Source organism: Roseateles sp. (assembly GCF_049240545.1).
In the GTDB taxonomy this organism is placed as follows: domain Bacteria; phylum Pseudomonadota; class Gammaproteobacteria; order Burkholderiales; family Burkholderiaceae_C; genus Paucibacter_A.
The window spans coordinates 16,836-37,146 of sequence record NZ_JBMLSK010000082.1 but is presented as its reverse complement, the minus strand read 5'-3'; the positions used below and the strand labels follow the sequence as shown (position 1 = coordinate 37,146).

The following is a 20,311-nucleotide window of genomic DNA, read 5'->3' as shown; positions in this document are numbered from 1 at the left end:
CGACCAAGACCAGCCAGATCGCTGTCTGGTTATCCATCCCGAAAGCGCCGAACTCAGGTGGCCAGCGTCTTGACGATGGCTTGCGCGCACATCGCCATCAGCCCGCCAGGCAGCAAGCCGAAGACCAACACGGCCGCACCATTGAGTGACATGACCAAACGCACGTCGCTTGGCGCTGTCAAAGGCGAGGTATCGGTGGGTTCGTCGAAGAACATGACCTTGACGATGCGCAGGTAGTAGAACGCGCCGATCAAGGAAACGACGACGGCCAATACCGCCAGGGCCAGATAGAAGTTCACGTTGGTCGACACCAGGGCCTGCAAGACCGACAGCTTGGCGTAGAAGCCGGCCGTGGGCGGGATACCTGCGAGAGAGAACATGAAGATAGTCATGACCGCCGCATACCAAGGGCTGCGCTTGGCCAGACCTGCCAGATCCTTGATCTCTTCAGCTTCATGGCCTTGGCGCGACAGCAGCAAGATCATGCCAAAGGAACCCAAGGTAGTCATGACATAGATGACCACGTAGAACATCGCTGAGCTGTAGGCGTTGGCTGCCGACAAGGTGTTGTTATTCACCACGCCAGAGGCTAGGCCCAGCAACATAAAGCCCATTTGAGCGATGGTCGAATAGGCCAGCATGCGTTTCAAATTGGTCTGCGCGATCGCCGCCAGGTTGCCGACCAGCAAGGACACCACCGCAAGCACGATCAACATTTGCTGCCAGTCCACGGCCAGACCCATCATGCCCTCGACCAACAAGCGGATCGTGATGGCAAAGGCGGCCAGCTTGGGTGCGGCACCCAACAGCAAAGTTGCTGCGGTGGGAGCGCCCTGGTAGACGTCAGGAACCCAATTATGGAAAGGAGCTGCTCCGAGCTTGAAGGCCAGACCCGCCACCACAAACACAACGCCGAACACCAAGACCGACTTGTTCGGCGCTCCGGTGCTGATGACATTGAAGACTTGTGGGATCGACAAGGAGCCTGTCGCTCCGTACATCATGGACAAGCCGTAGAGCAAGAAACCACTGGCCAAGGCACCCAGCACAAAGTACTTCATCGCAGCTTCGGTCGCATTGGCATGGTCACGACGCAACGCCACCAGCGCATACAGCGACAAACTCATCAACTCAAGGCCCAGATAGATGACCAGGAAGTTGTTGGCCGAGAGCATCACCAAAATGCCCAGCAAGGAGAACAAAGTGAGCGTAAACAACTCACCCTTGAGCATGTCGCGCGAAGCGGCATAGGGGCGCGCATACACCAAGGTCACCATGGTGGCCACGCAAGCAAAGAAGGCCAGCAGATGCCCCATCGGATCCGCGACGACCATGCCCTGCATGGCGTAGACGGTGGCGCCATCGTTGAAATAGCTGAGATGCACCGCACCCACGACCGCGATGGTCAGTTGGGTCAACCAGTAAGTCGGGCGGCGCTCAGGATCGGTGACATACAAATCCACCAGGGCCACGATACAGGCCATGACCAAGAGCGCAATTTCGGGATAGACCGCGAGCCAGTTCATATTGTTCATTTGGGTGTGGCCTCTCTCAATTGCCGCTCAGCTTAGACACTGCCACATGCTTGAGCAGTTCGCTCACGGAGACCTGCATGACATCGGTGAAGGGCTTTGGATAAACGCCCATCCACAACACGGCAATCGCCAGCACCGCCATCATCAGGAACTCACGGGCATTGAGGTCACTGAGATTCTTCACATTGTCATTGGTGATTGGACCGAAATAGACCCGCTTGTACATCCACAAGGAGTAAGCAGCGCCAAAGATCAGCGCAGTCGCGGCAATAGCGCCAAGCCAGAAGCTGTACTTGACGGTGCCCAGAATCACCATCCACTCACCGACGAAGCCGGCCGTGGCAGGCAAACCGCAGTTGGCCATGGCGAAGAACAAGGCGAAGGCCGCAAACTTGGGCATGGTATTGACCACGCCGCCATAACTGGCGATCTCGCGGGAATGTACGCGGTCATACAGCACGCCAATGGACAAGAACATGGCACCCGAAACGAAGCCGTGCGAAATCATCTGAACCAAGCCACCGGCCATGCCGAGGTCATTGAAGATGAAGAAGCCCAGGGTCACGAAGCCCATGTGTGCAATGGACGAATAAGCCACCAGCTTCTTCATGTCCTGTTGAACCAAGGCCACCAGACCGATGTAGACCACGCCGATCAAGGACATGGCGATGATCAGCCATGACCACTGATGTGCAGCGTCGGGCGTGATCGGCATGGAGAAGCGCAGGAAGCCATAAGCGCCCAGTTTCAGCATGATGGCGGCCAGCACCACCGAGCCGCCGGTCGGCGCCTCCACGTGAGCATCGGGCAACCAGGTGTGCACCGGCCACATCGGCACCTTGACCGAGAAGGCGGCCAAGAAGGCAAAAAACAAGAGCGTTTGCGCCTGCGAGCCCAAGGGCAGCTTGTGCCAGGTCTGGATGTCGAAGGAACCGCCCGACTGGAAGTACAGGTAGAGCAGCGCAATCAGCATCAGCAAGGAGCCGGCCAGCGTGTAGAGGAAGAACTTGAAAGCCGCGTACACACGACGTGGGCCGCCCCAGACGCCGATGATGATGTACATCGGGATGAGCGTCGCTTCAAAGAAGACGTAGAACAGCAGACCGTCCAGCGCTGAGAACACGCCGATCATCAGACCCGACAGGATCAGGAACGCACCCATGTACTGGTTGACGCGCGTCTCGATGACTTCCCAGGCGGCGAGAACCACGATGACGGTGATAAAGGCCGTCAGTGGCACAAACCACATGGAGATGCCGTCCACTCCGAGGTGGTAGCGCACATTGAAGCGCTCGATCCAGGGCTGATTCTCGACAAACTGCATGGCAGCCGTTGAGGTATCGAAACCGCTGATCAAGGGCAGTGTGACCGCAAAGCAAGCCAGCGATGCAATCAAGGCCAGCCAACGCACGGCCTTGGCTTGGTCGTCACGACCCAGAGCCAAAAGAAGCAGGCCGCTGACGATGGGTAGAAAAATGGCAAGACTAAGCAACATTCTTGTTCTCCGCCCTAGATCAAAGACCAGCCAAGGTCTTGAACTGGGGCCATATATAGGGCCACAGCTGCCACGTCATCAAACCGATCACGCCCAGAATCATCACCAGCGCGTACCAGTACAGATGACCGGTTTGCAACAAACGCATCAGGCTGGCAATGCCGCCCACGGTGCGGGCTGAACCGTTGATGATCAAGCCATCGATCAGGGCCGCATCGCCGCCCTTCCAGAAGGCCAGGCCCAAGCCGCGAGAAGCCTTGGCCAGGACGTTCTCATTGAACCAGTCCAGGTAGTACTTGTTCTCCAACACGTGGATGACCGGCGCCAGCACGCGAGCGATGGTCTTGGGAATGCTGGGTGCGACCATATAGAAAACGTAAGCCGTAACGACACCGCCCAATGCCAGCCAGAACGGCAAGGTGCTCAGGCCGTGAACTGCCATGGCTGCCGCGCCATGGAACATTTCACGCAAGGCTGTCATGCCCTGGTGAGCTTCGTGGTTGACGAAGATCGAATCCTTGAAGAACTCGCCGAACAGCATGGGCTCGATCACCAGATATCCGATGAAGACCGAAGGAATCGCCAACAGAACCAAAGGCAGGGTGACGACCCAAGGTGACTCATGCGGCACATGCGGCTCATGGTGTCCATGATCGTCGTGATGGTCATGCTCGCCTGGGAATGGCTTGTGGCGGAAACTCTCCTTGCCGTGGAACACCAGGAAGTACATGCGGAAGGAGTAGAAGGCCGTAACGAACACGCCTGCCACCACAGCGAAGTAGGCAAAGCTGGCGCCAGGCAAGTTGCTGGCGTGAACCGCTTCTATGATGCTGTCCTTGGAGTAAAAGCCAGAGAACAAAGGCGTGCCAATCAGGGCCAAAGATCCCAGCAATGAAGTCAGCCAGGTGATGGGCATGTACTTGCGCAAGCCACCCATATTGCGAATGTCTTGGTCGTGGTGCATGCCGATGATCACCGAGCCTGCGCCAAGGAACAGCAATGCCTTGAAGAAAGCGTGCGTCATCAGATGGAACACAGCCACCGAGTAGGCCGAAACACCCAGGGCCACGGTCATGTAGCCGAGCTGTGACAGCGTTGAATAGGCCACGACCCGCTTGATGTCGTTCTGAATGATGCCGAGGAAACCCATGAACAAGGCGGTGATCGCGCCAATCACCAGCACGAAGTTCAAGGCGGTATCCGACAACTCAAACAGCGGGCTCATGCGAGCGACCATGAAGATGCCGGCCGTCACCATGGTGGCGGCGTGGATCAGCGCGGAGATCGGAGTCGGGCCTTCCATCGAATCGGGCAGCCAGACGTGCAGCGGGAACTGGGCCGACTTGCCCATGGCACCGATGAACAAGCAGATGCAAGCCACGGTGAGCATCATCCAATCGCTGCCCCACAAAGGCGCGGTGAAGGCCACGGTGGCGAGTTCTTCGCGCTTGGCAAACACCTCGGTGTAGTTCAGGCTTCCGGTGTAGGCAACCAAGAGGCCAATGCCCAAGATGAAACCGAAGTCCCCGACGCGGTTGACCAAAAACGCCTTCATATTGGCGAAGATCGCCGTTGGCTTGTTGTACCAAAAACCGATCAACAGGTAACTGACCAGGCCCACGGCTTCCCAGCCGAAGAACAACTGCAGCATGTTGTTGCTCATGACCAGCATCAACATCGAGAAGGTAAACAGCGAGATATAGCTGAAGAAGCGCTGATTGCCCGGGTCATCCTTCATGTAGCCGATGGTGTAGATGTGCACCATCAGCGACACAAAGGTCACCACGCACATCATCATCGCGGACAGTCCGTCAACCAAGAAGCCGACTTCCATCTTCAAGCCGCCCACCACCATCCATTCGTAAATGGTCTGGTTGAAGCGGGCACCATCGTTGATGACCGAGTTCAAGGTCATCGCCGAGATGATGAAGGCGATCAGTACGCCCAGAATGGTGACGGTATGGGCGCCTGCGCGACCCACCTGCTTGCCAAAAAGGCCGGCCACAATGGCACCGACCAAGGGTGCCAAAGGCACCGCAAGCAACATGTTTTGAGAGAGTTGTGCGGACATATGGCGATCAGCCCTTCAACGTGTCGAGTTCTTCGACATTGATGGTGGCGCGGTTGCGGAACAGCACGACCAAAATGGCCAAGCCGATCGCCGACTCGGCGGCCGCCACGGTCAGGATGAAGAACACAAAGACTTGCCCTGCCATATCGCCCAAATAGTGCGAGAAGGCGACGAAATTCAGATTCACGGCCAGCAGCATCAATTCGATCGCCATCAAAAGCACGATCAAGTTCTTGCGGTTCATGAAAATGCCCACCACCGACAGCGCGAACAACAGCGCTCCCAGCGTCAAGAAGTGGCCCAAGGTCAGGGTCATCATGCTTTGGCTCCAGTCTCGGGTGCCGACTCAGCGGCAGGGGCAGCTTCCACGGTGGGAGCCACCTTGATGATTCGCAGGCGATCGGCCTTCTGGACCTTGACCTGCTCCGAGGGGTCTTGGCTGCGCGAGTCCTTGCGCTTGCGCAGAGTCAGAGCGATGGCAGCAATGATCGCGACCAAGAGCAGAACGGCGGCGATTTGCAGTGGGTAGAGATACTGGGTGTAAATCGAAATCCCCAGCATCTTGGTATTGCCCAATTTCAAAGCAGCTTCGGTCGTTTGCGGCGCTTCGCTGAGGCGGAAGCCGCCCATCAACACGGCTGCCATTTCAAGCGCAATCAGAGTACCGACCAGTGCGCCGAGAGGAAGATGCTTCCAAAAGCCTTCACGAACATTGTCAGAGTTGATGTCCAACATCATCACAACGAAGAGGAAAAGCACCATCACCGCGCCGATGTAAACCAGCACCAAGGTGATTGCCAAAAACTCGGCCTTCAACAACATCCAGATGCAGGATGCGGTGAAGAAGGCCAAGATCAAAAACAAGGCCGAGTGCACAGTGCTGCGAGCCGTGATCACACGAAACGAAGCACCCAGCAAAATGGCTGAGAAGATGTAAAACAGTGCAGTGGTAATGTCCATGCGGTTTCCAGCAAAGCAGCAGTCTTGCGAGAGTCCTTCCAGCGCCTGGCACTGGAAGACTCAGGCTGATCAGCGGTACTTGGCGTCGGCCTCCTTTTGGGCTGCGATCTCGGGTTCGAAGCGGTCACCAACAGCCAACAACATGTCTTTGGTGAAATACAGATCGCCGCGCTTCTCGCCGTGATACTCAAAAATGCTGGTTTCGACGATCGAATCCACCGGGCAACTCTCTTCGCAGAATCCGCAGAAGATGCACTTGGTCAAGTCGATGTCGTAACGCGTCGTACGCCGTGAACCATCCTCGCGCACACCGGCTTCGATGGTGATGGCCATGGCAGGGCACACGGCTTCACAGAGTTTGCAAGCAATGCAGCGCTCTTCGCCGTTCTCATAACGGCGCAGTGCATGCAGGCCGCGGAAACGAGGTGACAGCGGGGTCTTCTCTTCCGGGAACTGCACCGTGATATTGCGCGACAGGAAATGCCGTCCAGTCAGGGCCAAGCCCTTGAACAGCTCGATGAGCATGAAGCTCTTGATGAAGCTTACTGCAGACATGGGAGGACCTCAGCTCACTTCCAGATGTTGTAGGGCGACTGAATCCAGAGGCCGATCACGACCAACCAGACCAGGGTCACAGGGATAAAGATCTTCCAGCCCAGACGCATGATCTGGTCGTAGCGATAACGTGGGAAGCTGGCTCGCACCCACAAGAACAGAGTGACGACGCAGAAAGTCTTGAGTCCCAACCAGATCCAGCCTGGGATGAAGTCCAGCGCCGCAACCGGGGACAACCAGCCACCCAAGAAGAACAGCACGGTCAGGATGGAGACCAGCCACATATTGGCGTATTCAGCCAAGAAGAACATCGCGAAGGACATGCCCGAGTACTCGACCATGTGACCCGCCACAATCTCAGACTCGCCTTCCACAACGTCGAAGGGGTGACGGTTCGTTTCAGCCAGGCCAGAGATGAAATACACACCGAAGATGGGCAGCAAAGGCAACCAGTTCCAAGACAGGAAACCCAGGCCCATTTCAGCAAACTGACCCTTGCCCTGCCCCATGACGATCTCGGTCATGTTCAGGCTACCGCTGACCATCAAAACGACCACCAAGGCAAAGCCCATCGAGATCTCGTAGCTGACCATTTGTGCCGATGCACGCAAGGCGCCAAGGAAAGCGTACTTGGAGTTCGAAGCCCAGCCCGCAATGATGACGCCATAGACTTCGATCGAAGTGATGGCCATCAAAAGCAGCACGCCGGCGTTGATATCGGCCAAAGCCACGTCCGGGCCAAACGGGATCACCACCCATGCCGCCAGTGCCGGCATGATGGTCATGATAGGGCCGATGAAGAACAGGCTCTTGTTCGCCGCGGAGGGGACGATGATCTCCTTGAAGATCAGCTTCACCGCATCAGCGATCGGGGTCAGCAAGCCGAAGGGGCCGACGCGATTCGGGCCTGGACGAATCTGCGTCCAGCCGATCGCTTTGCGTTCCCAAAGCGTCAGGTAGGCCACGCAGATCATCAAGGGGGCGACCAAGGCGACGATCTTGATCAGGTTCCAGACCACGGGCCAGGCGCCACCCATGAGCTGCGCGCCGGATTGGTAAAAGGTGTCAATCATTGCTGTTCTAAGCCTCTCAAGCCTTGGCCACGCTCAACGCGCCGAAAGATGAGCCCAGCGCCGCGGTTTCAACCAAGCCAGCCGGAACACGCACCACCGTAGCGGGCAGCTTGGCATCCAAGCGCGCAGCGAGTTGCACTTCGCCAGCGCCTTCTTGGCTGATACGCACTGAAGCGCCTTCGCTCAGACCCAACTGTGTCCACAGTGCTTGCGGCAGGCTTGCAAGGGCTGCATTGCGGCCATCGCTGCTCAGCTGCAGGGAGCTGGCGTTGCGCACCAGAGCGTCGGTCGCGTAAATCGGCAGATCGGCCAGACGCTCCAAACCTGCGACAGCGGCGGCCAGACTTGGCAACGCACTCGAAGCATTGCTCAGACGCGCGCTCAGGTCGCTGCAGTCGTGGCCCAAGGCCTCGCTACGCACCTGCTCCGAGCTGTCCTGCGCAAAACCGTCGAGCGCCAGCAAATTGCCCAGCACGCGCAAAATCTTCCAGCCCGGACGGGTTTCGCCCAGCGCCTTGACCACACCGACAAAACTTTGGGCACGGCCTTCGGCGTTGACGAAAGTACCGGAGGTCTCGGTGAACGGTGCCGTCGGCAGCATCACATCGGCATAGTCCAGACCGGTCTTGAAGGCGCTCATCACCACGACCATCTCCGCTGCAGCCAGGGCCTTGGCGGCTGCCGCAGGGTTGGCGCTGTCCAGCACCGGGTCGTTGTTCAAGAGCAGCAAGGCCTTCAGTTGGCCGTTCAGCATCTGTCCAGCATTCAGACCACTGGCCTTTGGCAAGGCCGAGGCCAGCTGCGCGCCGACGGTGTTAGCAGCAGCGCTGAGGTAGCCGACGGTGGCGCCGGTCTGCGCTGCAACCCAGTTGGCCAAGCTCAGCAGACTGCCGGCTTGCGGGTGCTGTGCGGCGGCGTTGCCCAGCAACACGGCCTTGCGCTCGCCCGACAACAAAGCGTTGGCAATTGCTTGTGCAGCTTCCGTGGCTTGACCTGCCAAGGGCGCGGTGGCTCCGGTAGAGGATGCAATGGCAGCGGCCACATCGGCCAGGCTTTGCACCCAAGCGCTCGGCGCCGCAGTCACGCGGGCAGCAATCGGCATCAGCCAGTCATCTTCCGCGGCATGGATGCTCATCACCTGAGCGCCATGGCGTGCGGCTTGACGCAGGCGCTGCGCGAACAGAGGGTGTTCCTTGCGCAGATTGGAGCCGATCACCAGGGCACGATCCAACTCGCTCAGGGAGGCAATCGAGCGGCCCAGCCAGAAGGCCTTGCCGGATTCAGCCTGGTTCGTGAAATCACTGTGGCGCAGACGTGTGTCGATATTCTCGCCACCCAGACCACGCACGAGCTTGGCCAGCAGATGCAACTCTTCCACGGTGCTGTGCTCGGAGCCGAGCGCACCGATGGCGGCCGGGCCATGCTCGGCGCGGATGGCCTTCAGGCCATTGGCGATGTACTCGAGCGCGGTGCTCCAGTCAACCGTCTTCCAGGCGCCGCCTTGTTTGATCATTGGCTGCTTGAGGCGCTGATCACTGTTCAGGGCTTCGTAGGAGAAGCGGTCGCGGTCGGCGATCCAGCATTCATTGACGGCTTCGTTCTCCAGCGGCACGACACGCATCACCTCATTGCCCTTGACCTGAACGATCAAGTTGGCGCCGGTGCTGTCATGCGGGCTGACGCTCTTGCGGCGCGACAACTCCCAGGTGCGGGCGCTGTAACGGAAGGGCTTGCTGGTCAAGGCGCCGACCGGGCAGATGTCGATCATATTGCCCGACAACTCCGAGTCGACCGAGCGGCCGACAAAGGTCTGGATCTCGGCATGCTCGCCACGATTGGCCATACCCAGCTCCATCACGCCGGCGATTTCTTGGCCGAAACGCACGCAGCGAGTGCAATGGATGCAGCGGCTCATCTCCTGCATGGAGATCAGCGGGCCGACATTCTTCTGGAAGACGACACGCTTTTCTTCGGTGTAGCGCGACTTGCCGGCACCGTAGCCGACGGCCAAGTCTTGCAACTGGCATTCGCCGCCCTGGTCGCAGATCGGGCAATCGAGTGGGTGGTTGATCAGCAAGAACTCCATCACGCCTTGCTGGGCCTTCAGCGCCTTGTCGCTCTTGGTGCGAACAATCATGCCCTGCGTCACCGGTGTCGCGCAGGCAGGCATCGGTTTAGGGGCCTTTTCTACCTCGACCAAGCACATACGGCAATTGGCAGCGATGGAGAGCTTCTTGTGATAGCAGAAATGCGGGATGTAAGTGCCGGCCTGCTCGGCGGCATGCATCACCATGCTGCCCGCAGGAACCGTCAGCTTCTGACCGTCAAGTTCGATTTCAATCATGTCGTGTCCTGTCCTGCCTCAAACCGAGGCCGGCACCAGAGCCGTTTTGTGTTCGATCAGATGAACGAACTCGTGTTTGAAGTTCTTGATCATGGCTCGCACCGGCATGGCTGCGGCATCGCCCAGCGCGCAGATGGTGCGTCCCTGGATGTTGTCGGCCACCGAGTTCAGCAGATCAATGTCTTCGGGCTTGCCGTGGCCGTTTGCAATACGCTCGACCACGCGGTGCATCCAGCCGGTGCCTTCACGGCAAGGGGTGCACTGACCGCAGGACTCGTGAGCATAGAAGTAGGACAGGCGCAGCAGGCTCTTGACCATGCAACGGCTGTCGTCCATCACGATGACCGCGCCCGAGCCCAGCATCGAACCGGCCTTGGCGATGGAGTCATAGTCCATCGTGCATTCCATCATCACCTCGGCGGTCAAGACCGGCGAAGAGGATCCACCAGGAATCACGGCTTTCAGCTTGCGACCCTTACGCACGCCCCCCGCCAACTCAAGCAGTTTGGAGAACGGCGTGCCGAGCGGAATCTCGTAATTGCCGGGACGTTCCACATCGCCGGAGACCGAGAAGATCTTGGTGCCGCCGTTATTGGGCTTGCCGATCTCGAGGTAAGGCTGGCCACCATTGCGGATGATCCAGGGGACGGCCGCAAAGGTCTCGGTGTTATTGATGGTCGTCGGACGACCATACAGACCAAAGCTCGCCGGGAACGGCGGTTTGAAACGCGGCTGGCCCTTCTTGCCTTCCAGCGACTCAAGCAGCGCGGTTTCTTCGCCGCAGATGTAGGCGCCGAAGCCGTGGAAAGCGTGTAGCTGGAAGCTGAAGTCAGAGCCCAGGATGTTGTCACCCAAGAAGCCGGCAGCGCGAGCTTCTTCCAGGGCCGCTTCGAAGCGCTCGTAGACCTCAAAGATCTCGCCGTGGATGTAGTTGTAGCCGGTCTTGATGCCCATCGCGAAGGCGGCAATGACCATGCCTTCGATCACGATATGCGGGTTGAACATCAAGATGTCGCGGTCTTTGCAAGTGCCAGGCTCGCCTTCGTCGGAGTTGCAAACCAGGTACTTCGCACCCGGAAACTGACGCGGCATGAAGCTCCACTTCAGGCCGGTGGGGAAACCGGCGCCGCCACGACCGCGCAGGCCCGAAGCTTTCACCTCGGCGATGACTTGATCCTGCGTCAGCGGCGCGCCTTCAGGAGCGCCCTCGCCCTTCAGGATCTTGCGCAGTGCGGCATAACCACCACGTGCGACGTAGTCCTTCAGGCTCCAATTCTTGCCGTCCAGACCGTCATAGATTTGTGCACCGATGTGACGGTCGTGGAAACAGGTCTCGACGCCCTGACTCTGAAACTTGGATAGATCCAGCATGCTTCTTCCCGTTCCTCAGTTCTTGGCCGCAGCAGTTTCGGCCGCTGCATGTGCTTTGAGCACATCCACCAGCTCATCGAGGCGCTGGTGGCTCATGAAGCTGCACATCTGGCGGTCGTTGACCAGCATCACCGGCGAATCCGCGCAAGCACCCAGGCACTCGCTCTTTTGCACGGTGAACATGCCATCGGCGGTCGTGCCGCCCTCTTCCACACCCAGTTTCTCGCAAAGGTGGTTGAGCGCTTTCTGACCGTCGCGCAACTGGCAAGGCAGATTGGTGCAGACGTTCAACTTGAACTGACCCAGCTTGCGCTGGTTGTACATGTTGTAGAAGGTCGTCACTTCGTACACAGCGATCGGCGGCATACCCAGATAGGCGGCAATTGCGTCTTCGCTTGCGCGTGACACATAACCGGTCTCTTGCTGGACGATGGACAAGCAGGCCATCACGGCCGACTGCTTCTGGTCGGCCGGGTACTTGGCCACTTCGCGCGCAAAGCGCGCGGCGGTGGCTTCACTCAGAATGTATTCATTGCTCATCGAATGACTCACCGATCGATTTCACCGAACACGATGTCCATCGTGCCGATGATGGCCACCGCATCAGCCAACATATGGCCACGCGCCATTTCATCCAACGCTGCCAAGTGGGCAAAGCCCGGGGCGCGAATCTTCAAGCGGTAGGGCTTGTTGGCGCCATCGCTGACCATATAGATACCGAACTCACCCTTGGGGTGCTCCACCGCAGCGTAGGCTTCGCCTTCGGGGACGCAAAAGCCTTCGGTGAAGAGCTTGAAGTGGTGGATCAACTCTTCCATGTTCGACTTCATGCCGACGCGTGATGGAGGAGCGACCTTGTGGTTGTCAGTAATCACCGGGCCAGGATTGGCGCGCAGCCAAGCCACGCACTGCTGGATGATGCGGTTCGACTGACGCATCTCTTCGACACGCACCACATAGCGGTCATAGGTGTCGCCGTTGGTGCCGACAGGAATGTCGAAATCCAACTTCGCATAGGCGTCATAGGGCTGACTCTTGCGCAGATCCCATGGGATGCCGCAACCGCGCAGCATCGGGCCAGTGAAGCCCATATTCAGCGCGCGCTCGGCCGAGACCACGCCAATGCCGACGGTACGTTGCTTCCAAATCCGGTTATCGGTCAGCAGGGTCTCGTAATCGTCCACATTGCCGGGGAAGCGATTGCAGAAGTCCTCGATGAAATCCAGCAGCGAACCGCTGCGGTTCTCATTCATCTTGGCCAAGGTCTTGGCGTTCTTGATCTTGCTGACCTTGTACTGCGGCATGCTGTCCGGAAGATCGCGGTAAACACCGCCCGGGCGGAAATAGGCCGCGTGCATACGAGCGCCGGATACGGCCTCATACATGTCGAACAAGTCTTCACGCTCACGGAAAGCGTAAATCAGCACATTCATCGCACCGCAATCCAGACCGTGCGCGCCCAACCACATCAGGTGGTTCAGCAAACGCGTGATCTCGGCAAACATCACCCGGATGTATTGCGCACGGATCGGCACCTCGATGCCCATCATCTTCTCGATGGCTAGGCAATAAGCCTGCTCATTGGCCATCATCGACACATAGTCGAGACGGTCCATATAGGGCAGCGACTGGATATAGGTTTTGCTCTCAGCCAGTTTTTCAGTCGCGCGGTGCAACAAACCGATATGCGGGTCAGCCCGCTGAATCACTTCACCGTCGAGTTCCAAGACCAAGCGCAGCACACCGTGCGCAGCCGGGTGCTGAGGACCGAAATTCAGCGTGTAGTTCTTGATTTCAGCCATGAATCAGATACCACCGTAGTTTTCTTCGCGGATGATGCGCGGCGTGATTTCACGCGGCTCAATCGTCACCGCTTGATAAATCACGCGTTTTTGCTCGGCGTCGTAACGCATCTCCACATTGCCCGAGGTCGGGAAGTCTTTGCGCATCGGGTGACCGATGAAACCGTAATCAGTCAGGATGCGACGCAGGTCTTCGTGGCCATCGAAAATGATGCCGTACAAGTCAAAGGCTTCGCGCTCAAACCAGTTGGCGGAGTTCCAAATCGGTGTGATGGCAGCGACGCAAGGAAAGGCGTCGTCTGGGCAGTAGACCTTCAGGCGCAAGCGCCAATTTTTGTTGACCGACAGCAAATGCGAAGCTACGGCATAGCGCAAGCCTTCGTAGCCGCCGTCTTTGTAGCTGCTGTAATCGAGGCCGCAAAGATCGATCAACTGCTCAAAGCGCAGTTCCGGGTGATCATGCAAAGTCTTCGCCACCGACAGATAGTCGGCAGCAGCAACTTCGATGGTGATTTCACCAAACTGATTTTTCAACTTTTGAATCTTGTCGCCAAGGACAGACTCAAGTGCGGCTTGCAAGGTGGCAAGTTTGCTCATCGGTACTTGTTCCTTCAGCGCGCAATCGTGTTTTCACGACGAATCTTGGCCTGCAACTGCAGGATGCCATACAGCAAGGCTTCTGCCGTTGGAGGGCAGCCTGGCACATAAACATCGACAGGCACGATGCGGTCGCAGCCGCGCACGACCGAATAGCTGTAGTGGTAGTAGCCGCCGCCATTCGCACAGGAGCCCATCGAGAGCACCCAGCGGGGCTCCGCCATTTGGTCATAGACCTTGCGCAGCGCCGGCGCCATCTTGTTGCACAGCGTACCAGCGACGATCATCAGATCGCTTTGACGAGGGCTGGGGCGGAACAACATACCAAATCGGTCGATGTCATAGCGCGCCGCACCGGCGTGCATCATCTCGACCGCACAACAGGCCAGACCAAAGGTCATTGGCCACAAGGAACCGGTCTTGGACCAGTTGATCAGCTTGTCGACCGAGGTGGTGACAAAGCCTTCTTTTAGAACGCCTTCGATACCCATAAGGTGCGCTTCCGAGTTCTGAGTCTGTCAGCAGACCGTGTGCATCATTCCCAATCCAGGGCGCCTTTTTTCCACTCGTAGACGAAACCTACGACCAGAATGCCCAAGAAAATCATCATCGACCAGAAACCCACGGCCCCAATCTCATGCAGAGAAACTGCCCAAGGGAAGAGGAACGCAATTTCCAGATCGAACAAAATGAACAGAATAGCCACGAGGTAATACCGGACGTCGAATTTCATTCGAGCATCTTCGAAAGCCTCGAAGCCACATTCATAAGGGGAGTTTTTGGCCGCATCGGGCCGATTGGGCCCGAGCAGATAGCCGAGCACTTGAGGCGCCACGCCGACGCCGGCGCCGACCAGGATGAAGAGGATGACGGGTAGGTACTGATCCAAGTTCATGGGTGACGCTCTGTCTAGAGCTGCTTTCCGCCTCCAAGCGGTCTACAGCGATTCGAAAAAAGCAACGGGCGCACCGACAGCGAAAAATCGCTTACGGACTGCGCCCGCCTGGTCCCCGGCATTGCAATCAAGAATTTCATCCCGACTTACTCCGCGACAGGGCGCTTCGACCAGCATTCTTCGGGCTCCAACCCTGGAATGCTAACCTATGTTTTGGTGCCGTCGGCGAGACTCGAACTCGCACAGCTTTCGCCACTACCCCCTCAAGATAGCGTGTCTACCAATTTCACCACGACGGCCAATATATAAATCTTTGTCTGACCTGCTTAATTAAGCGAGAGGAATCGCTATCAAGTCAGCCTCGAATTCTATACCGAAATTTCAAGACCTCTCGGGAGCCGAAAGCAAAATCTTTGCTTTTTGTTGACAAGGCCCGACAAGGTCTGCAGCTGAAATGCTGGCGTCAGTTTCCGGCGCCAGAGGCTGAAGGCGCCGCAGGCGTCACTACGGCCGGGGCTGCACCTGGAATTGCCGCAGCGCCGGAAGCAGCAACAGCCGCGGGCGTGGCGCGATCCAGAACCGTTTCTTTGCCGGTCGATCCGCCGCGATGATTGGCGATATATGCGAGAGCCAAGGTGCAGACAAAGAACACCGTCGCGCAAACCGCGGTACTGCGCGACAAGAAATTCGCACTTCCGGTGGCTCCAAACAGGCTACCCGAGGCGCCGCTGCCGAAAGACGCTCCCATATCAGCCCCCTTGCCATGCTGAACCAGCACCAAGCCGATCATGACCAGCGCGCTCAGCAACTGCACCACCAACACCAAATTCATCCAAAATTGCATTTCAAACACTCCAAAAATTCTCGTTTGTCTGGCCTCAATCATGGAGGCATCGAGTCCAGCGAAAGGCGCCGAACCCCTTCATTTCTTCAAAGGCAGTCGATTACATCGCCGCGCGGCAGATGGCGGCAAAGTCAGCCGCCTTCAATGCCGCGCCACCGATAAGGCCACCATCAATATCGGGCTGCGCGAACAGTTGTGCCGCATTGTCAGCCTTGACACTGCCGCCATAGAGAATGCGCATAGCATCCGCCTTTTGGCTAGCCGCTTGCAACTGCTTGCGCAAAACCGCATGGACGGCCTGTGCTTGCTCTGGACTGGCCGTGAGGCCGGTACCAATCGCCCAAACCGGCTCGTAAGCCAGCACGATTTCACCGATGCAATGCGTCAGCGTATGGATGACCGCCGCCAACTGCCGCTTCACCACCAACTCGGTTTGCCCGGCTTCGCGCTCTGCCAGCGTCTCGCCAACACAGACGATGGGTGTGACGCCATGCGCCAAAGCGGCCTTGGCTTTGTCCGCCACCAACTGGTCACTCTCATGGTGATAGGCGCGCCGCTCGGAATGACCGACGATGACATAACGGCAACCCAGGTCGGACAACATGGCCGACGAGACTTCACCGGTATAAGCGCCCTGCTCATGAGATGAGCAGTCTTGCGCACCCAACAGCACCTGCTGACCGGTCAGCGCCAAGGCGGTTTCCGTCAGATAAGGGAATGGCACACAAACAGCAACGTCGGCACTCCACGGGCCAGCATCCTTCAACGCACCCAACAGGGCGGCATTCGAGGCACGGCTGCCATGCATTTTCCAATTGCCAACAACAAGCTTCTTGCGCATTGTCTCTGTCCTTTATTTGTGAATCAGTGCCAGCTCAACACGATCTTGCCGATGTGCTCGCCCGATTCCATCAATGCATGCGCGGCAGCCGTTTGATCTGCAGGCATGCTGCGATAGATCACCGGACCAATTTCACGCCGCGACAACAAGGGCCAAACTCGAGCCCTCAACGCGCGCGCAATGCCCGCCTTGAAAGCCAATGAGCGCGGCCGCAAGGTTGAGCCGGTCACCGTCAAACGGCGGCGCAGCACCAAGCCGGCATCGAACTTGGCGTCCACCCCACCTTGAACGGCAATGATCACCGCACGACCATCCTCCGCCAAGCAGCGCACATTGCGCTCAACATAGCCGCCCGCAACCATGTCCAAAATGACGTCAACGCCTCGACCGGCCGTCGCAGCAGCGACCTCAGCAACAAAATCTTGTTGCTTGTAGTCAATCGCCAGATCAGCACCCAGCTTCAGGCAGGCATCAGCTTTGTCGGCGTTACCCACCGTGACCAGTACGCGAGCGCCCAAGGCCTTGGCCAACTGAATGGCCGTCACGCCGATGCCGCTGCTGCCGCCATGCACGAGCAAGCTCTCATCGGCCTTCAAACCGGCGCGCTCAAACACATTGGACCAAACGGTGAAGAAGGTTTCCGGCAGGCTCGCCGCCTCAACCATGCTCCAACCCTCGGGCACCGGCAGGCATTGCCCAATCGGCGCCGTACAGAGTTCGGCGTAGCCGCCACCCGCCACCAAGGCGCATACCGCATCACCGAGTTTGAAGCCCGCCGCAGCCAAGGCTGGCTCATCACCCACAACGATTCGCCCGGCCACTTCGAGGCCCGGCAAATCACTGGCACCGGGTGGCGCCGGATAAGCGCCCTTGCGCTGCAGCACATCGGGCCGGTTGAGGCCAAAGGCCTCCACCGCGATCAAGCACTCCCCTGCCCCAGCGATGGGGTCGGGGCGCTCGATCATCTGCAGCACCTCGGGTCCGCCTGGGCGGGTGATGGCGATTGCCTTCATTGGCAGCGACGATTCCGCCTTATTCTGCTTCAGCCGGCGCTTGCGCCGGAGCCGCGTCACGGTCGATCAAGGCCTTCATCGACAGCTTGATGCGACCCTTTTCGTCGGTTTCCATGACCTTGACCTTGACGATCTGGCCTTCCTTCAGGAAATCGGTCACCTTTTCGACGCGCTGGTGGGCGATCTGGCTGATGTGCAGCAGACCATCCTTGCCAGGCAGCAGGTTCACCAGGGCACCGAAGTCCAAGATCTTGGTGATCGGGCCTTCATAGACCTTGCCGATTTCAACTTCGGCCGTGATCTCTTCGATGCGCTTCTTGGCGTGAGCGGCCTTCTCAGCATCGGTCGAAGCGATGGTGATGGTGCCGTCTTCAGCGATGTCGATGGTCGTGCCAGTCTCTTCGGTCAGTGCACGGATGGTTGCGCCGCCCTTGCCGATCACGTCACGGATCTTTTCCGGATTGATCTTCATGCTGTACAGACGCGGCGCGAACTGCGACACCTCGGTGTTAGCCGTACCCATGGCTTCCACCATCTTGCCCAGGATGTGCAGGCGAGCTTCCTTGGCCTGAGCCAAAGCGACTTGCATGATTTCCTTGGTGATGCCTTGGATCTTGATGTCCATCTGCAGCGCAGTGATACCACCGGTGGTACCGGCCACCTTGAAGTCCATATCGCCGAGGTGATCTTCGTCGCCCAGGATGTCGGTCAGCACCGCGAAACGGTTGCCGTCCTTGATCAGGCCCATGGCGATACCAGCCACGTGCGCCTTCATCGGCACGCCAGCGTCCATCAAAGCCAGGCAGCCGCCGCAGACCGAAGCCATCGACGAAGAGCCGTTCGACTCGGTGATTTCCGAGACGACGCGCATCGAGTACGGGAAGTCTTCCTTGCTCGGCAGCGCGGCGATCAAAGCGCGCTTGGCCAGACGGCCGTGGCCGATTTCGCGACGCTTCGGGCTACCCACGCGACCGGTTTCGCCGGTGGCAAAGGGAGGCATGTTGTAGTGCAGCATGAAGCGGTCTTCGAACTCGCCGGCCAACGCGTCAATGCGCTGCGCATCGCGGTCGGTGCCCAAAGTCGCCACCACCAGCGCCTGCGTTTCACCACGGGTGAACAGGGCTGAACCGTGGGTGCGCGGCAGGATGCTGTTGCTGATTTCGATCGGGCGCACGGTGCGGGTGTCGCGACCGTCGATGCGAGGCTCACCCGCCAGGATCTGGCCGCGCACGATGCGGGCTTCGATCTCGAACAGCATGCTCTCGACTTCGACCTTGTCGAACTCGACGCCGTCAGCCTTCAGGCCAGCCATGACGTTCGCAGTCACGGTACGGCAGGCTTGCGTACGGGCTTGCTTGTTGCGGATTTGGTAGGCAGCAGCCAGGGCTTCCTCGGCCAGCGCGCCCACCTTGGCGATCAACTCTTCGTTCTTGGCAGGAGCCTTCCAGTCCCAAGCCGGCTTGCCGGCGTCGCGCACCAACTCGTCAATGGCGGCGATGGCGATATTGCCTTGCTCATGGCCAAACACCACGGCGCCCAGCATGATTTCTTCGCTCAGGCCATCGGCCTCCGATTCCACCATCAGCACAGCAGCTTGGGTACCGGCAACTACCAGATCCATCTTGCTGTTGGCCAACTCGGTCTTGCCAGGGTTCAGGATGTACTCGCCATTCACATAGCCCACGCGCGCAGCGCCGATCGGGCCGTTGAATGGGATGCCAGAGACGGCCAGAGCGGCACTCGATGCGATCAAAGCGGCGATGTCGGCCTGAACCTCAGGGTTCAAGGACAGCACGTGCACGACGACTTGAACTTCGTTGTAGAAACCTTCAGGGAACAGCGGGCGAATCGGGCGGTCGATCAGGCGGCTGGTCAGGGTCTCCAACTCGCTAGGACGGCCTTCACGCTTGAAGAAGCTGCCAGGGATCTTGCCTGCAGCGTAGGTCTTTTCCAGATAGTCAACGGTCAGCGGGAAGAAGTCCTGGCCGGCCTTGGCTTCGGTCTTGGCAACCACGGTTGCCAGCACCACGGTACCTTCGATGTTCACCACCACGGCGCCGCTCGACTGACGGGCGATCTCGCCGGTCTCCATCGTGACGGAATGGGGACCCCACTGGAAGGTCTTGGTGACTTTATTGAACATGCTCATTGTGTCTCTCCTCTTGACTGGCAGGCGCACAGGCCCACGCAGCTGTTTCGATGCGGCTTGCGGTGCCGCTTCACAACCGAGAGTGAGACTGGGTTTGGCGGGATGCCATTCCAAAACATCGCTCGTGCCCGTACCGAATTTGCGGACTGGGGACCGAGGTATTGGAATGACACAGCAGCGCCACGTCAGCTCAACTCCAATGGATTCTCAAAAGACAAAGAGCCTGTACTGGACATGCAACCCAGACAGGCTCCTTGATCTCGTTCGCGAATTACTTACGCAGGCCCAGCTTCTGGATCAGCGCGGTGTAACGTGCGGCGTCTTTGGACTTCAGGTAAGCCAGCAAGCTCTTGCGCGTGTTGACCATCTTCAGCAGACCACGACGACCATGATGGTCCTTCATGTTTGCCTTGAAGTGAGGGGTCAGCGCGTTGATGCGAGCTGTCAGCAGAGCGACTTGGACTTCTGGCGAGCCAGTGTCGTTGGCGCTGCGGGCATTCGATTGAACGATCTCTGCCTTGTTGATATCTGCGACGGACATATGCGTTCCTTGGTATCGGAATCCGCTGGCAACACAGGCTCAGTGCCCGAGTACGCAGACGGTTTCCATGGTTTTACTTGCGGTCACGGGTGAAACCGACCCGAGCCGTGCCTTGTGCTTTGCGCCTTTTGCCGGGAACCCACGTAGCGCGAACGCTGCAATGAGCCAAGCTCAGGGCACAAAACTTGTCGATTATAGACTGAATCGAAGTATGCGCCCAGAGTT

Annotated in this window: 19 protein-coding genes and 1 tRNA gene; all 20 read right to left on the bottom strand. The window is 58.4% G+C overall.

Going from position 1 to position 20,311, the window contains the following annotated elements:
- Positions 1-53: 53 nt before the first annotated feature.
- A complete protein-coding gene (gene nuoN, locus ACOVRJ_RS05360) occupies positions 54-1,535 on the bottom strand; it encodes an NADH-quinone oxidoreductase subunit NuoN (protein ID WP_422042861.1) in 1,482 nt (493 codons plus the stop codon).
- 16 nt (positions 1,536-1,551) lie between these two features.
- A complete protein-coding gene (locus tag ACOVRJ_RS05355; RefSeq protein ID WP_422042860.1) occupies positions 1,552-3,030 on the bottom strand; it encodes an NADH-quinone oxidoreductase subunit M in 1,479 nt (492 codons plus the stop codon).
- A 19-nt stretch (positions 3,031-3,049) separates the two neighbouring features.
- The gene (gene nuoL / locus ACOVRJ_RS05350) at positions 3,050-5,101 is read right to left on the bottom strand and encodes an NADH-quinone oxidoreductase subunit L (RefSeq protein WP_422042859.1); all 2,052 of its coding nucleotides are present in this window, start codon (positions 5,099-5,101) and stop codon (positions 3,050-3,052) included.
- Between the two features lie 7 nt (positions 5,102-5,108).
- Complete coding sequence (nuoK, locus tag ACOVRJ_RS05345) at positions 5,109-5,417, bottom strand: NADH-quinone oxidoreductase subunit NuoK (RefSeq protein ID WP_422042888.1); 309 nt, start codon at positions 5,415-5,417, stop codon at positions 5,109-5,111.
- Positions 5,417-6,061, bottom strand: coding sequence for an NADH-quinone oxidoreductase subunit J (locus ACOVRJ_RS05340; protein WP_422042858.1), 645 nt, complete (start codon positions 6,059-6,061; stop codon positions 5,417-5,419). The genes nuoK and ACOVRJ_RS05340 overlap by 1 nt, the downstream gene beginning before the upstream one ends.
- 69 nt (positions 6,062-6,130) lie before the next feature.
- Positions 6,131-6,616 carry an NADH-quinone oxidoreductase subunit NuoI gene (gene nuoI, locus ACOVRJ_RS05335; RefSeq protein ID WP_263536408.1) on the bottom strand — a complete coding sequence of 162 codons (486 nt, stop codon included), beginning with the start codon at positions 6,614-6,616 and terminating at the stop codon, positions 6,131-6,133.
- Positions 6,617-6,630: 14 nt separating this feature from the next.
- Complete coding sequence (gene nuoH / locus ACOVRJ_RS05330) at positions 6,631-7,689, bottom strand: NADH-quinone oxidoreductase subunit NuoH (RefSeq protein ID WP_422042857.1); 1,059 nt, start codon at positions 7,687-7,689, stop codon at positions 6,631-6,633.
- Positions 7,690-7,705: 16 nt separating this feature from the next.
- Entirely contained in the window at positions 7,706-10,033 is a 2,328-nt protein-coding gene (gene nuoG, locus ACOVRJ_RS05325; RefSeq protein ID WP_422042856.1) for an NADH-quinone oxidoreductase subunit NuoG, read from the bottom strand.
- Positions 10,034-10,051: 18 nt separating this feature from the next.
- A complete protein-coding gene (nuoF, locus tag ACOVRJ_RS05320) occupies positions 10,052-11,404 on the bottom strand; it encodes an NADH-quinone oxidoreductase subunit NuoF (RefSeq protein WP_422042855.1) in 1,353 nt (450 codons plus the stop codon).
- Between the two features lie 15 nt (positions 11,405-11,419).
- The gene (nuoE, locus tag ACOVRJ_RS05315) at positions 11,420-11,944 is read right to left on the bottom strand and encodes an NADH-quinone oxidoreductase subunit NuoE (RefSeq protein WP_422042854.1); all 525 of its coding nucleotides are present in this window, start codon (positions 11,942-11,944) and stop codon (positions 11,420-11,422) included.
- 8 nt (positions 11,945-11,952) lie between these two features.
- Positions 11,953-13,206, bottom strand: a complete 1,254-nt coding sequence (locus ACOVRJ_RS05310) for an NADH-quinone oxidoreductase subunit D (RefSeq protein WP_422042853.1) — start codon at positions 13,204-13,206, stop codon at positions 11,953-11,955.
- Between the two features lie 3 nt (positions 13,207-13,209).
- Positions 13,210-13,803: an NADH-quinone oxidoreductase subunit C gene (locus ACOVRJ_RS05305; RefSeq protein ID WP_422042852.1), complete on the bottom strand. Its 594-nt coding sequence runs from the start codon at positions 13,801-13,803 to the stop codon at positions 13,210-13,212.
- Between the two features lie 14 nt (positions 13,804-13,817).
- Complete coding sequence (locus ACOVRJ_RS05300; RefSeq protein ID WP_046113908.1) at positions 13,818-14,294, bottom strand: NuoB/complex I 20 kDa subunit family protein; 477 nt, start codon at positions 14,292-14,294, stop codon at positions 13,818-13,820.
- A gap of 44 nt (positions 14,295-14,338) precedes the next feature.
- Positions 14,339-14,698, bottom strand: coding sequence for an NADH-quinone oxidoreductase subunit A (locus ACOVRJ_RS05295; protein ID WP_422042851.1), 360 nt, complete (start codon positions 14,696-14,698; stop codon positions 14,339-14,341).
- 214 nt (positions 14,699-14,912) lie between these two features.
- Positions 14,913-14,997, bottom strand: a tRNA-Leu gene (locus ACOVRJ_RS05290).
- A 164-nt stretch (positions 14,998-15,161) separates the two neighbouring features.
- Positions 15,162-15,542, bottom strand: a complete 381-nt coding sequence (gene secG, locus ACOVRJ_RS05285; RefSeq protein WP_422042850.1) for a preprotein translocase subunit SecG — start codon at positions 15,540-15,542, stop codon at positions 15,162-15,164.
- A gap of 100 nt (positions 15,543-15,642) precedes the next feature.
- Positions 15,643-16,383: a triose-phosphate isomerase gene (gene tpiA, locus ACOVRJ_RS05280; protein WP_422042849.1), complete on the bottom strand. Its 741-nt coding sequence runs from the start codon at positions 16,381-16,383 to the stop codon at positions 15,643-15,645.
- Positions 16,384-16,406: 23 nt separating this feature from the next.
- On the bottom strand, positions 16,407-17,396 hold the full coding sequence (locus ACOVRJ_RS05275) for an NAD(P)H-quinone oxidoreductase (protein ID WP_422042848.1): 990 nt from the start codon (positions 17,394-17,396) through the stop codon (positions 16,407-16,409).
- 19 nt (positions 17,397-17,415) lie between these two features.
- Positions 17,416-19,545: a polyribonucleotide nucleotidyltransferase gene (gene pnp / locus ACOVRJ_RS05270; RefSeq protein WP_422042847.1), complete on the bottom strand. Its 2,130-nt coding sequence runs from the start codon at positions 19,543-19,545 to the stop codon at positions 17,416-17,418.
- 271 nt (positions 19,546-19,816) lie between these two features.
- Complete coding sequence (gene rpsO, locus ACOVRJ_RS05265) at positions 19,817-20,086, bottom strand: 30S ribosomal protein S15 (protein WP_339593887.1); 270 nt, start codon at positions 20,084-20,086, stop codon at positions 19,817-19,819.
- Positions 20,087-20,311: the final 225 nt, after the last annotated feature.